The following is a 13,045-nucleotide window of genomic DNA, read 5'->3' on the forward strand; positions in this document are numbered from 1 at the left end:
CGATTACTCCTTGGTGTCTTCGGGTTCAGCCGCAACCGGGTGCTGACTGTCTTCAGCCACGGCGCGTTCGATCAGGGCCGACAGATGCGCACCACGCACGACGCTTTCGTCGTAGTGGAAGTGCAACTGTGGAACGCTGCGCAGCTTCATCTCCCGGGCCAGCTGCATACGCAGGAAGCCGGCGGCCGAGTTGAGCACCTTGATGCTCTGGGCGATTTCTTCGGCGCTGTCCTGGCCCATCACGGTGATGAAAATCTTGGCGTGACCGACGTCACGGCTGACTTCCACTGCGGTAATGGTGACCAGGCCGACGCGCGGGTCTTTGACTTCACGACGGATCAGTTGGGCCAGCTCACGCTGCATCTGATCGCCGATTCGTTGGGTACGGCTGTACTCTTTTGCCATGTCTTGTTACCTGTTACTGCCCCACGGTGAAACCCGCGAGGTCTGAAAGCGGCAAACGCCCGGCCTGGCAAAAGCCAGACCGGGCGTTGCGTTTAGAGTCCGCCAGCAAGGCAGCGCATGTTCATGCGGCTGCCCGGCGCGGCTCTTGAAGTGCGCGAGTCAGAGGCTGCGAGCAACCTGGACCTTCTCGAAGACTTCGATCTTGTCGCCGACCTTGACGTCGTTGTAGCTCTTGACGCCAATACCGCATTCCATGCCAGCACGTACTTCGGAAGCGTCATCCTTGAAGCGGCGCAGGGATTCCAGCTCGCCTTCGAAGATCACGATGTCTTCACGCAGTACACGGATCGGACGGTTACGGTGAACAACACCCTCGATCACCATGCAGCCAGCGATCGCGCCAAACTTCGGCGAACGGAACACGTCACGCACTTCAGCGGTACCCAGGATGTTCTCGCGAACATCGCTGCCCAGCATACCGGTGAGGGCTTTCTTGACGTCTTCAATGATGTCGTAGATCACGTTGTAGTAACGCATATCCAGGCCTTCCTGCTCGACGATCTTGCGAGCGCCGGCATCGGCACGCACGTTGAAGCCGAACAGTACAGCGTTGGAGGCCAGTGCCAGGTTGGCGTCGGACTCGGTGATACCACCGACACCGCCACCGACAACACGCACTTGCACTTCGTCGTTACCCAGGCCGTTCAAGGCACCGTTCAACGCTTCCAGCGAACCACGGACATCGGACTTGAGGACGATGTTAAGCGTCTTCTTCTCTGCCTGGCCCATGTTCTCGAAGATATTTTCCAGCTTGCCGGCGTGAGCGCGAGCCAGTTTGACTTCGCGGAACTTGCCTTGACGGAACAGAGCCACTTCACGGGCTTTCTTCTCGTCCGACAGCACGCTCATCTCGTCGCCAGCGTCCGGGGTACCGTCCAGGCCGAGGATCTCGACAGGGATGGAAGGACCGGCTTCCTTGATTGGCTTGCCGTTCTCGTCGAGCATGGCACGTACACGGCCATAGTTCGAACCGACCAGCACCATGTCGCCTTGGCGCAGGGTACCGTCTTGAACCAGAACGGTAGCAACCGGACCACGACCTTTGTCGAGGCGCGATTCAACCACGACGCCTCGGCCTGGAGCCGAAGGAGTCGCTTTCAGTTCCAGAACTTCAGCTTGCAGCAGAACAGCTTCGAGCAACTCGTCCACACCAGTACCGACTTTCGCCGAAACCGATACGAACGGGGTGTCGCCGCCCCACTCTTCCGAGGTCACGCCGTGAACCGACAGTTCGCTACGGATGCGATCGAGATCAGCGCCCGGCTTGTCGATTTTGTTCACTGCAACAACCAGTGGAACGCCGGCAGCCTTGGCGTGCTGGACCGCTTCAATGGTCTGCGGCATTACGCCGTCGTCCGCTGCAACGACCAGAATCACAATGTCAGTCGCCTTGGCACCACGAGCACGCATTGCGGTAAACGCGGCGTGACCCGGGGTATCGAGGAAAGTGACCATGCCGCGGTCAGTTTCAACGTGGTACGCACCGATGTGCTGGGTGATACCGCCGGCTTCGCCAGCAGCTACCTTGGCACGACGGATGTAGTCGAGCAGCGAAGTCTTACCATGGTCAACGTGGCCCATTACGGTCACGACTGGCGCACGGGAGAACGTCTCACCTTCAAACTTCAGGGACTCAGCCAGGGAGTCTTCCAGGGCGGTATCGCTGACCAGAGTCACTTTGTGGCCCAGTTCTTCGGCTACCAGTTGAGCAGTTTCCTGATCAAGCACCTGGTTGATGGTCGCTGGAGTACCCAGTTTGAACATGAACTTGATGATTTCAGCAGCCTTGACCGACATCTGATTGGCGAGATCGCCAACAGTGATGGTCTCGCCGATCTGCACATCACGCACGACAGGGCCGGTAGGGCTCTGGAAACCGTGGGCGTTGCGCTTCTTCAGCTTGGCCTTGCCGCGACCACCACGACGGAAGCCATCGCTTTCTTCGTCGGTAGTACGTGGGGCAACGCGTGGAGCAGGCGCTTTCTCTTTGACCGAGGCACGATGCGGAGCGTTTTTGCGCTCACCATCACCGCTACCACGACGACTGTTATCGTCGGCACGTGGCTTGTCCGGACGGCGCTGTTCGTTCTGCTTGTTGCGAACGTCAGCAGACGGTGCTGGAGCAGCGGCTACAACCGGTGCGCTTTCGCGTACTGGCTCGGCAACTGCAGCAGGCGCTGCAACGGCGTCGTTAGTAGCGGCTTGCGCAGCAGCAGGCTGGCGGCGCGCTTCTTCTTCGGCGCGACGCTTGGCTTCTTCTTCAGCCTTCTGACGAGCAGCATTTTCTACTGCGCGACGTTCTTCCTGTTCGCGTTTGCGCTCGGCTTCGATTTCTTCCGGGCTGCGCTGTACGAAGACTTTCTTCTTGCGTACTTCAACGCTGATGCTTTTGCTACCGGCAACACGCAGGGTGCTGGTGGTTTTACGCTGCAGAGTGATCTTGCGCGGTTCTTCCACTTTCGCCTTGTGACTGCTCTTCAGGTGAGTCAGCAGGGACTGCTTCTCACTGTCGGTCACATGTTCCTCGGCGGCGGTGTGCGGCAGACCTGCCTCACGCATCTGCTGCAACAGGCGCTCTACCGGTGTTTTGACCTCATCGGCCAGTTGTTTCACCGTGACTTGCGTCATGCACTTCTCTCCTCAGGCCGCGCCTAATTACTCGAACCAGTGGGCTCGGGCGGCCATGATCAACTTGCCGGCACGATCATCGTCAATGCCGTCGATGTCGAGCAGATCGTCAATAGACTGCTCGGCCAGGTCTTCGCGGGTAATTACGCCGCGCACCGCCAGTTCCATCGCCAAATCCTTGTCCATACCCTCAAGCGAGAGCAGGTCTTCGGCCGGATGGGCGTCTGCCAGCTTTTCCTCAGTAGCGATGGCTTTGGTCAACAAACGATCCTTGGCCCGAGCGCGAAGCTCGTTGACGATCTCCTCGTCAAAGCCGTCGATGTTGAGCATTTCCTCCACCGGTACGTAGGCAATCTCTTCCAGGCTGGTAAAGCCTTCATCCACCAGCACCTGTGCCAGCTCTTCATCGACTTCAAGCTCTTCGATGAAGTTGCGCAGGATGTCACCGGTTTCAGCTTGCTGCTTAGCCTGGATGTCCGATTCGGTCATCACGTTCAGGGTCCAGCCAGTCAACTGGCTGGCCAGACGCACGTTCTGACCACCGCGACCGATGGCCTGAGCCAGATTGTCTGCGCCAACGGCGATGTCCATGGCGTGGGCATCTTCGTCGACGATAATTGCCGCCACTTCAGCAGGCGACATGGCATTGATCACGAACTGAGCCGGGTTGTCGTCCCACAGGACGATGTCCACGCGCTCGCCGCCCAACTCGCCGGATACGGCCTGGACACGCGAACCACGCATGCCGATGCAGGCACCTTGCGGGTCGATGCGCTTGTCCTTGGAGCGGACCGCGATCTTGGCACGCGAACCCGGATCACGGGAGGCGGCCATCACTTCGATCAGGCCTTCGGCAATTTCCGGCACTTCGATGCGGAACAACTCGATCAGCATTTCCGGCGCTGTACGCGACAGGATCAGCTGCGGGCCGCGATTCTCGGTGCGGATTTCCTTGAGCAGCGCACGCAAGCGCACGCCAACCCGGAAAGTTTCGCGAGAGATGATGTCTTCGCGAGCCAGCAACGCTTCGGCGTTGTTGCCCAGGTCGACGATCACGTTGTCGCGGGTCACTTTTTTCACGGTACCGGAGATGATTTCCCCCAGGCGCTCGCGATAAGCGTCGACAACTTGCGCGCGTTCGGCTTCGCGAACTTTCTGCACAATAACCTGCTTGGCAGTCTGTGCAGCGATGCGACCGAACTCAATGGACTCGATTTTTTCTTCTACTACATCACCGACCTTGGCGCCCGGATGCGTTTCTGCAACCTTGCTCGGCCAGGTTTCGATAGCCGGATCGTCCAGGTCGGCTTCCTCGACCACCGTCCAGCGACGGAAAGTCTCGTAGGCACCGGTGTGGCGATTGATTTCCACACGCAAATCAACTTCGTCTTCAAACCGCTTCTTGGTAGCAGTGGCCAGAGCCAGCTCCAGCGCTTCAAAAATAACGTTAGCCGGTACGCCCTTTTCATTGGATACCGACTCAACAACCAGCAGTACTTCTTTGCTCATCGTACGCCTCGCCTTTCGCAAGCCATTGGATCCGCGGGATCCGCAGTATCTGGCACGTATCAGTCAAAACTGGGAATAATGTTGGCCTTGTCGATCATATCGATCGGCAACAGGAACTCATGGTCATCTACCTGCACCACGACGTCCTGCTCTTCTACACCGCGCAGAAGGCCTTGGAAGTTGCGTCGACCTTCGAAAGGCGAGCGCAGCTTGATCTTCACTTGTTCACCGGCAAACGAAGCGAACTGTTCAATTGTGAACAGGGGGCGCTCCATGCCAGGCGAGGAAACTTCAAGGGTGTATTCGGAGGTGATTGGATCTTCAACATCCAGTACACCGCTGATCTGACGGCTGACGATGGCGCAATCATCCACCAACACGCCGCCTTCCTTATCGATATAAACGCGCAACAGTGAGTGGCGACCTTGAGCCGAGAACTCAATACCCCAGCATTCATAGCCAAGGGCCACGACCACCGGGGCCAACAAGGCCTGCAACTGTTCTAGCTTGCTCGACACCTGAACCCCCTCGTGCATGTTTGTGCATGCTGTGCAAATAAAAAAAAATGGGCGAATCGCCCATCCCTGAAACGCCGTCGAACAGCGGCGTTGTAAAGTGTCCAGCTAACAAAAAGCCCCTTGGAAGGGGCCCCTGAAACTGGTTGCGGGAGCCGGATTTGAACCGACGACCTTCGGGTTATGAGCCCGACGAGCTACCAGACTGCTCCATCCCGCGACAAAGCTGGGGCGGAAGTATACGACCGATCCCTTACAGGGTCAATGTAACCCTTCCACCTACAAGAAAGCCCGCAATCGCGGGCTCTCCTGATAATTGGTACCGAGAAGGGGACTCGAACCCCTACACCCTATGGGCACAACCACCTCAAGGTTGCGTGTCTACCAATTCCACCACCTCGGCAATACAGCGTTTGAAACCTTCTTACTTCTGCTCTTGAGCTGGAGGTACGTCAGTCGCCGGGTTGGCCGACTTTTGCTCTTGAAGCACCGGGACATCATCAGAAGCCGGTTGTTGCTTTGGCGCTTCCAGTACCGCTGGGTTTGGCAAACCTACTTGAGTCAGCTCATGAGCTTTCTCTTTAGCAAAGTAACCTAACCCTAAGCTGGTTATGAAGAAACCGGCGGCAAGTATAGCAGTAAACTTACTAAGAAAGGTAGAGGAACCTTGGCTTCCGAACACAGTATTTGAAGCACCTGCACCGAAAGACGCACCAGCATCCGCACCTTTACCCTGCTGCAGCAATACGAGAGCAACTACGCCCAGTGCACCCAGCAGATGAAAAACGACTACGACTGTTTCCAGCATTTTTTCAGTTTCCCGCGGCGCGACAAATCGCACCGAACTCATCTGCATTCAGGGACGCTCCACCAATGAGCCCCCCATCGATATCCGGCATGCCGAACAGTTCGACCGCATTGGCCGCCTTCACGCTGCCGCCGTATAGAAGCCGCACACCTCGTGCCACTTCAGAATTCTCTGCCGCCAACTGTGCGCGGATGGCTGCATGCACATCCTGCGCCTGTTGCGGCGAAGCAGTCAGCCCGGTGCCAATGGCCCAGACCGGCTCGTAAGCAATGACCGCCTTTGCAAAAGCACCGACACCCAGGTCTTCGATGATGCTGCCCAGCTGACGCCCGACAACTTCAAGGGTCTTGCCGGCTTCACGCTGCTCGAGGGTTTCCCCTACGCACAACACCGGAATCAGACCGCAGGCCTGAGCCGCAGCAAACTTGCGGATCAAGGTCTTGTCCTGCTCGCCCATGATCTGGCGACGCTCGGAGTGCCCGACCAGGACCAGGGAGCAACCTGCATCCACCAACTGACTCGGCGCAATCTCGCCTGTCAGCGCACCTTGCATGGATTCCACCGCAGAATTCTGCGCACCGACCGAAATCGATTTACCTTTCAAGCCATCAACCACTTGGTTGATATACAGGCAAGGCGGGAATACCGCGACATCAACACCGCTAGGCAAGGCCAGATGACGAAGGCCATTGATCAGCTCAGCGACGCTGGCGCGGGTACCGTGCATCTTCCAGTTACCAGCTACCATAGGGCGACGCATGCTGTACCTCGTCGGTCAAAGTGGGCGCAGATGTTACCCAACCGATTCATGACTGGCAAGCCGAATTCAGGCAGAAACTTCAGTAACCAGTTTTGCCAGCTCTTCGGCATAACCGCGAACTTGCGCTTCATCCTCTCCTTCGACCATGACACGCACCAAAGGCTCTGTGCCGGACTTGCGCAACAACACGCGCCCACGCCCGGCCATTGCCTGCGTCACACGCTCACTGGCCTGCTTGACCTTCGCATGCTCGAGAGGATTTACACCGCCACCGAAACGCACGTTGATCAACACTTGCGGGCATTTGCGCAATGCCTGGCGCGACTGCGCAAGCCCTTCGTTACGCGCCTTGAGTGCCATCAGCACTTGCAGGGCCGCAATGATCGCATCACCCGTGGTGGTATGGTCGAAGCACACGATGTGGCCGGAGTTCTCGCCACCGATCACCCAGTTGCGCTCCAGCAGCTCCGAGATCACGTAGCGGTCACCCACGTTAGCCCGCACGAACGGGATATCCAGGTCCGCCAGGGCCAGTTCAAGGCCGAGGTTGCTCATCAACGTACCGACCACGCCGCCCTGCAGCTTGCCACGCCCATGCAGGTCGCGAGCAATGATGAACAGCAGCTCGTCACCATCGACGACCGTACCGGTATGGTCAACCATCAGGACCCGATCACCGTCGCCATCGAAAGCGATCCCCAGATCAGCCTGCTCGGCCAGCACCGCAGCCTGCAACGCCTCGGTATGGGTGGAACCACAGTTGTCATTGATGTTCAGGCCATTAGGCTGGGCGGAAAGCACCACCACCTCGGCGCCCAGCTCGCGAAAGACGCTCGGCGCGACCTTATAGGTTGCCCCGTGTGCGCAATCGACGACGATTTTCAGGCCGGAAAAACTGGTGCCGGTCGGCACACTGCCTTTGCAGAACTCGATGTAGCGACCCGACGCATCGTTGATCCGCGACACTTTGCCGATCTTGCTCGACTCAACCACAGTCATCGGCGTGTCCAGCAGCTCTTCGATCATCAGCTCGATATCATCCGGCAGCTTGGTACCCTGGCCGGAGAAGAACTTGATGCCGTTGTCATCATGCGGGTTGTGCGAGGCACTGATCACGATGCCTGCCTGGGCCTGGAACGTACGCGTCAGGTAGGCAATGGCTGGCGTCGGCATCGGGCCCAGCAGCATCACATCGGCACCCGCCGATGTCAGGCCGGCTTCGAGTGCCGATTCGAACATGTAGCCGGAAATTCGCGTGTCCTTGCCGACCAGCACCTTGCACGCGCCCATTTTGCGGAACGCCATGCCGGCCGCCCAGCCGAGCTTGAGCATGAAATCAGGGGTAATAGGGTATTCGCCGACCCGACCACGAATACCGTCGGTGCCAAAGTATTTCTTGCTCATAAGTGCTCCGTCATTCTTATTCGGCTGAATCCACAGCTGCGATCATCCGCACGACATCCATCGTCTCGGCTACATCGTGCACGCGCAATATGCGTGCACCTTTGGCAAGGGCCAAGGCCGCAAGGGCGAGACCGCCATACAGGCGCTCGCCCACCGGGCGGCCCAAGGCATTGCCTATCATGCTCTTTCGCGAGACCCCAACCAACAGGGGCCGCCCCAGGGCATGCAAGGCTTCCATATGCTTGAACAGGCTCAGGTTGTGAGCCAGAGTCTTGGCAAAGCCGAACCCGGGGTCAAGAATGATCCGCTCGGCGGGAATGCCCGCGGCGGCACACTGGTCCAGACGCTCCGCCAGGAATTCACTCACTTCCCTGGTTACATCATCATAGTGCGGGTCATTCTGCATGGTCCCCGGCTCACCGAGCATATGCATCAGGCACACCGGCAACCCGGTGGCCGCCGCCGCATCCAGGGCTCCATCGCGCCGCAAGGACCGAACATCATTGATCAGGCCCGCCCCCAGTCGCGCAGTCTCACGCATGACCGCAGGCGTGGACGTATCGACCGAGATAATGACATCAAGTTCACGATGGATACGCTCGACAATCGGCGCCACTCGCTCCAACTCTTCGGTAGGCGAGACCGCACGTGCGCCCGGCCGGGTCGATTCACCACCCACATCGATCAGCGTTGCGCCCGCGACCACCATGGCCTCGGCATGCCGCAGCGCAGCATCGAGCTGGCTGAATCGACCACCATCGGAAAAGGAATCAGGCGTGACATTGAGAATGCCCATGACATGCGCATGGGCCAAATCAAGAACCCGGTTGCCGCAAGGCAACCGGGTCGAGGACTGAACAGAAGTCATTTCAAGCCTTAGACATCAGCGGCCGGACCGCCAATCGGTGTTTCCGGACGCTCACCCTGTACAGCCGGAGGTGTACCGGAGGTGCCAGTACCACCCGACCAGTCACGAGGCTCGCGAGGTACGCGACCCGCCATGATGTCGTCAATCTGCTCGGCATCGATGGTTTCGTACTTCATCAGGGCATCGGCCATGGCATCGAGCTTGTCACGGTTGTCCGTGAGAATCTGCCGGGCTGTGCCGTAGCACTGGTCGATGATGCTGCGCACTTCGGAATCGATCAGCTTGGCCGTTTCGCCAGAGAAGCTTGCATGCTGGCCACCGCCACCACGACCGAGGAATACTTCCCCCTCTTCTTCGGCATACATCAGCGGCCCCAACTTCTCGGACAGGCCCCACTTGGTGACCATATTCCGGGCGATCTGACTCGCACGCATGATGTCGTTGGACGCGCCAGTGGTCACACCGTCGAAGCCCAGCGTCATCTCTTCAGCGATACGGCCGCCGTACAACGAACAGATCTGGCTGATCAATGCACGCTTGGACAAGCTGTAGCGATCTTCTTCCGGCAGGAACATGGTCACGCCCAGGGCACGACCACGCGGGATGATCGAGACCTTGTAGACCGGATCATGCTCAGGCACGACACGACCGACGATCGCGTGACCCGCCTCGTGATACGCAGTGTTCTGCTTTTCTTTCTCCGACATGACCATGGATTTGCGCTCCGCGCCCATCATGATCTTGTCCTTGGCCAGCTCGAATTCCTTCATTTCCACGACGCGCTTGCCGGTACGAGCAGCAAACAGCGACGCTTCGTTGACCAGGTTCGCAAGGTCGGCGCCGGAAAAGCCCGGCGTACCACGCGCGATGACTGCCGGGGCGACGTCGTCACCCATTGGCACCTTGCGCATATGAACCTTGAGGATCTGCTCGCGGCCGCGAATATCCGGCAACCCCACCACGACCTGACGGTCGAAACGACCTGGACGCAGCAGCGCAGGGTCAAGTACGTCAGGACGGTTGGTGGCGGCAATCACGATGATGCCGTCGTTCATTTCGAAACCGTCCATCTCGACCAGCAACTGGTTGAGGGTCTGTTCACGCTCGTCGTGACCGCCACCCATGCCGGCGCCACGGTGGCGACCGACGGCGTCGATTTCGTCGATGAAGATGATGCATGGCGCGTGTTTCTTGGCCTGCTCGAACATATCGCGAACACGACTGGCGCCCACGCCGACGAACATTTCGACGAAGTCGGAACCGGAAATCGTGAAGAACGGCACCTTGGCTTCACCGGCAATCGCCTTGGCCAGCAAGGTTTTACCAGTACCTGGTGGGCCCACCATCAGTACGCCGCGCGGGATACGGCCGCCCAGACGCTGGAACTTGCCCGGATCACGCAGGAACTCGACCAGCTCGCCCACTTCTTCCTTGGCTTCGTCGCAACCTGCGACGTCGGCCAGGGTGGTTTTCACCTGGTCTTCGGAAAGCAGCCGAGCCTTGCTCTTGCCAAAGCTCATCGGCCCGCCCTTGCCTCCACCGCCACCCTGCATCTGGCGCATGAAGAACATGAACACGGCGATGATCACCAGGATAGGGAAGCTGGCGACCAGGAGCTGGGTCCAGATGCTTTGCTGCTCAGGCTGCTTGCCTTCGACCACGACACGGTTGTCCACCAGATCGCCGATCAGGCCATTGTCCTGGATTGCCGGACGAATGGTCTTGAAGCTGTCGCCATCGGTGCGCTTGCCGGTAATCACATAGCCATCAACGGCTACACGCTCGACCTTGCCATCCTTGACCTGCTGGATGAAGTCGGAATAGTTGAGGGTCTGCGGCTCGTTAGGACTGGAGAAGTTGTTCATCACGGTCACAAGGACAGCGGCGATGATCAACCACAGGATCAGATTCTTTGCCATATCGTTCAATTAACTACCCTCTGAAGCAAGCTCCGCTACTGGCGCGTGCTTCGCATGATATTCACCGGCCTAACTTACTACATTACCTACGACTCTGGCAGGCGCCGTCTGTAACCCTTTGTGAAACACTTTCTACACAGTATTCGCTAATGCTCACGGGACGAAATACGAAAAACCTATCGCCCCGGTCGAAAAACCTCTTATTCCTCACTGCGACCACGGAAGCCACGGCCCAGCAGGTACTGCTCACGGGAGCGATCACGCGATGATTTCGGCTTGCGCGTCGTGACCTTCTCGAACTGCTTGCGCACGCTCTTGTGGTATTCGTCGAAGCCTTCACCCTGGAAGACCTTGATCAAAAAATCACCACCTGGCTTCAACACCCGAGTCGCAAGATCCAGTGCCAACTCGCACAGGAACATCGATCGCGGCATATCAACAGATGCCAGTCCACTCATATTGGGGGCCATATCGGAAATCACAAGGTCCACCTCGTTTTTTCCAACCGCTTCAAGGATCTGCGCCAGTACGGCGTCCTCGGTAAAGTCGCCCTGAATGAAGGTCACATCCGGGATGCTGTCCATTTCCAGGATATCGGAAGCGATCAGGGTGCCTTGCCCACCAATCAGACGACTGGTCACTTGGGACCAGCCACCCGGGGCGGCGCCCAAGTCGATCACGCTCATGCCTGGACGGATCAAACGGTCTCTTTCCTGAATCTCCAGCAGCTTGTAGCTGGCACGGGAACGATACCCGTCTTTTTGCGCCATTTTCACGAATGGGTCGTTGAAATGCTCTTGCAGCCATTTAAGACTTGTCTTGGAACGGGCCACGGGCCACCTCAAAAATAAAACGGGTCGTGATTAAGTGGGCGGTCCCGGACTTGCTCGGGTAAACTGGCCGCCGCTTTTTACAAGATCAGACGCAGGGGTCAGATTATGCCGCTCACTCAAGAGCAGAAGAAACAATACAAATCCATTGGCCACTATCTGAAACCGGTTTTGACTGTGGCTGACAACGGTTTGACTGAAGGTGTACTCGCCGAACTGGAACGCGCATTGGGCGATCACGAGCTGATCAAGATCAAGCTCAACATCCTCGATCGCGAAGCCCGCCTGGCTGCCGTTGCCGAACTGTGCAAGACCGGCAAGGCCGACCTGGTGCAGGTCATCGGCAAGATGGCACTGATTTATCGCAAGAATTTCAGCGTCAACAAGCAACTGTCGAACGTTCACCGCTTCAAGTGATGTCAAAGGGTCAAGGGTGTGCTTCGCGCACCCTGCCACTCCAGCCGGGAACCGGTTGCAACACCAGCACCAATCCGGAAAAACCCAGCACCAGGTAACTGAATGCCTGCCACTGGCTCGCATCCGGCCAGCCGAGACGCACCGCGAAGAACATCCCGCACGCGTACAACGACATGAGCAACAATTGCCCACGAATGTCGCGCCATAGACTGGCAAGGCCCTCGGCCTGAACCAGCACCAAAGCCTGAAACATTACGCACGCCGCGGAAAAACCCACCAGCAGCGCCGTCAGCATGCCTGCGATTTCATCGATGAGCAGCGGTGCCAGGCCGACTCGACCCAGCACCGGCAGCAAACCGACGTGCAACAACCAGACACCGCCCACCCACAACATCTGGGTGAGCTGCCAGAGCATGGCGCCCGCTCGCAGCGGGCACCTTCGTTCAGATGTGACGGACTTCGACAATCTCATACTCGATGACACCACCTGGCGTCTTCACCACCACCACATCGCCCTCTTCCTTGGCAATCAAGGCGCGAGCGATGGGCGAACCAACGGAGATCTTGCCGAGCTTGATGTCTGCCTCGTCCTCTCCCACGATCTGGTAAGTGACGCTTTCATCGGTCTCGACGTTGGCGATTTCCACGGTAGTGCCAAAGATCACCTTGCCGGTGTGCGGGATCGTCGTGACATCGATGATCACCGCATTCTGCATGCGACCTTCGATATCACGGACACGCGCCTCGACCATCCCCTGCTCCTCTCGGGCAGCGTGGTATTCAGCGTTTTCCTTGAGATCGCCCAGCTCACGCGCTTCACCAATTGCCTGGCTCAAGCGGGGACGCTCGACCTTGGTCAGGAAAGCGTGTTCTTCTTCCAGGGCCTTCGCGCCCTGAACTGTCATCGGGTACTTGGTTATGC

General features: G+C 58.2%; 13 protein-coding genes and 2 tRNA genes. 1 reads left to right on the forward strand and 14 read right to left on the reverse strand.

The genetic code is table 11. The features are described 5' to 3' along the window. Positions 1-3 precede the first annotated feature (3 nt). The 12 genes from rbfA to rlmE all read right to left on the reverse strand — a co-directional run bounded on the left by rbfA (position 4) and on the right by rlmE (position 11,709). Positions 4-405, reverse strand: coding sequence for a 30S ribosome-binding factor RbfA (gene rbfA, locus CFII68_RS03580; RefSeq protein ID WP_003177871.1), 402 nt, complete (start codon positions 403-405; stop codon positions 4-6). A gap of 159 nt (positions 406-564) precedes the next feature. Next, entirely contained in the window at positions 565-3,093 is a 2,529-nt protein-coding gene (gene infB, locus CFII68_RS03575; RefSeq protein ID WP_018612853.1) for a translation initiation factor IF-2, read from the reverse strand. Between the two features lie 27 nt (positions 3,094-3,120). Continuing rightward, positions 3,121-4,602: a transcription termination factor NusA gene (gene nusA, locus CFII68_RS03570; protein WP_003177868.1), complete on the reverse strand. Its 1,482-nt coding sequence runs from the start codon at positions 4,600-4,602 to the stop codon at positions 3,121-3,123. Positions 4,603-4,661: 59 nt separating this feature from the next. After that, the gene (rimP, locus tag CFII68_RS03565) at positions 4,662-5,120 is read right to left on the reverse strand and encodes a ribosome maturation factor RimP (protein ID WP_024617718.1); all 459 of its coding nucleotides are present in this window, start codon (positions 5,118-5,120) and stop codon (positions 4,662-4,664) included. A gap of 140 nt (positions 5,121-5,260) precedes the next feature. Then, a tRNA-Met gene (locus CFII68_RS03560) sits at positions 5,261-5,337 on the reverse strand. Positions 5,338-5,434: 97 nt separating this feature from the next. Continuing rightward, positions 5,435-5,520 (reverse strand) — tRNA-Leu (locus CFII68_RS03555). A 21-nt stretch (positions 5,521-5,541) separates the two neighbouring features. Beyond that, a complete protein-coding gene (secG, locus tag CFII68_RS27215; protein ID WP_025211789.1) occupies positions 5,542-5,925 on the reverse strand; it encodes a preprotein translocase subunit SecG in 384 nt (127 codons plus the stop codon). A gap of 4 nt (positions 5,926-5,929) precedes the next feature. Continuing rightward, the gene (gene tpiA / locus CFII68_RS03550) at positions 5,930-6,685 is read right to left on the reverse strand and encodes a triose-phosphate isomerase (RefSeq protein ID WP_018612860.1); all 756 of its coding nucleotides are present in this window, start codon (positions 6,683-6,685) and stop codon (positions 5,930-5,932) included. A gap of 66 nt (positions 6,686-6,751) precedes the next feature. Further along, positions 6,752-8,089, reverse strand: coding sequence for a phosphoglucosamine mutase (gene glmM / locus CFII68_RS03545; protein WP_018612862.1), 1,338 nt, complete (start codon positions 8,087-8,089; stop codon positions 6,752-6,754). Positions 8,090-8,105: 16 nt separating this feature from the next. After that, the gene (folP, locus tag CFII68_RS03540; RefSeq protein WP_018612864.1) at positions 8,106-8,957 is read right to left on the reverse strand and encodes a dihydropteroate synthase; all 852 of its coding nucleotides are present in this window, start codon (positions 8,955-8,957) and stop codon (positions 8,106-8,108) included. 8 nt (positions 8,958-8,965) lie between these two features. Beyond that, a complete protein-coding gene (gene ftsH / locus CFII68_RS03535) occupies positions 8,966-10,876 on the reverse strand; it encodes an ATP-dependent zinc metalloprotease FtsH (RefSeq protein WP_018612866.1) in 1,911 nt (636 codons plus the stop codon). Between the two features lie 200 nt (positions 10,877-11,076). Next, positions 11,077-11,709, reverse strand: coding sequence for a 23S rRNA (uridine(2552)-2'-O)-methyltransferase RlmE (rlmE, locus tag CFII68_RS03530; protein ID WP_003177853.1), 633 nt, complete (start codon positions 11,707-11,709; stop codon positions 11,077-11,079). A 105-nt stretch (positions 11,710-11,814) separates the two neighbouring features. On the opposite strand from rlmE, the gene CFII68_RS03525 reads away from it, so the two are divergent. After that, entirely contained in the window at positions 11,815-12,123 is a 309-nt protein-coding gene (locus CFII68_RS03525) for a YhbY family RNA-binding protein (protein ID WP_018612868.1), read from the forward strand. A gap of 10 nt (positions 12,124-12,133) precedes the next feature. Here CFII68_RS03525 and CFII68_RS03520 read toward each other — a convergent pair whose 3' ends face one another. Next, positions 12,134-12,538, reverse strand: a complete 405-nt coding sequence (locus CFII68_RS03520; RefSeq protein WP_018612870.1) for a hypothetical protein — start codon at positions 12,536-12,538, stop codon at positions 12,134-12,136. A gap of 28 nt (positions 12,539-12,566) precedes the next feature. Further along, positions 12,567-13,043, reverse strand: a complete 477-nt coding sequence (greA, locus tag CFII68_RS03515; RefSeq protein ID WP_027911987.1) for a transcription elongation factor GreA — start codon at positions 13,041-13,043, stop codon at positions 12,567-12,569. Positions 13,044-13,045 lie beyond the last annotated feature (2 nt).

This window comes from Pseudomonas sp. CFII68 (genome assembly GCF_000416195.1).
Lineage (GTDB): Bacteria > Pseudomonadota > Gammaproteobacteria > Pseudomonadales > Pseudomonadaceae > Aquipseudomonas > Aquipseudomonas kilonensis.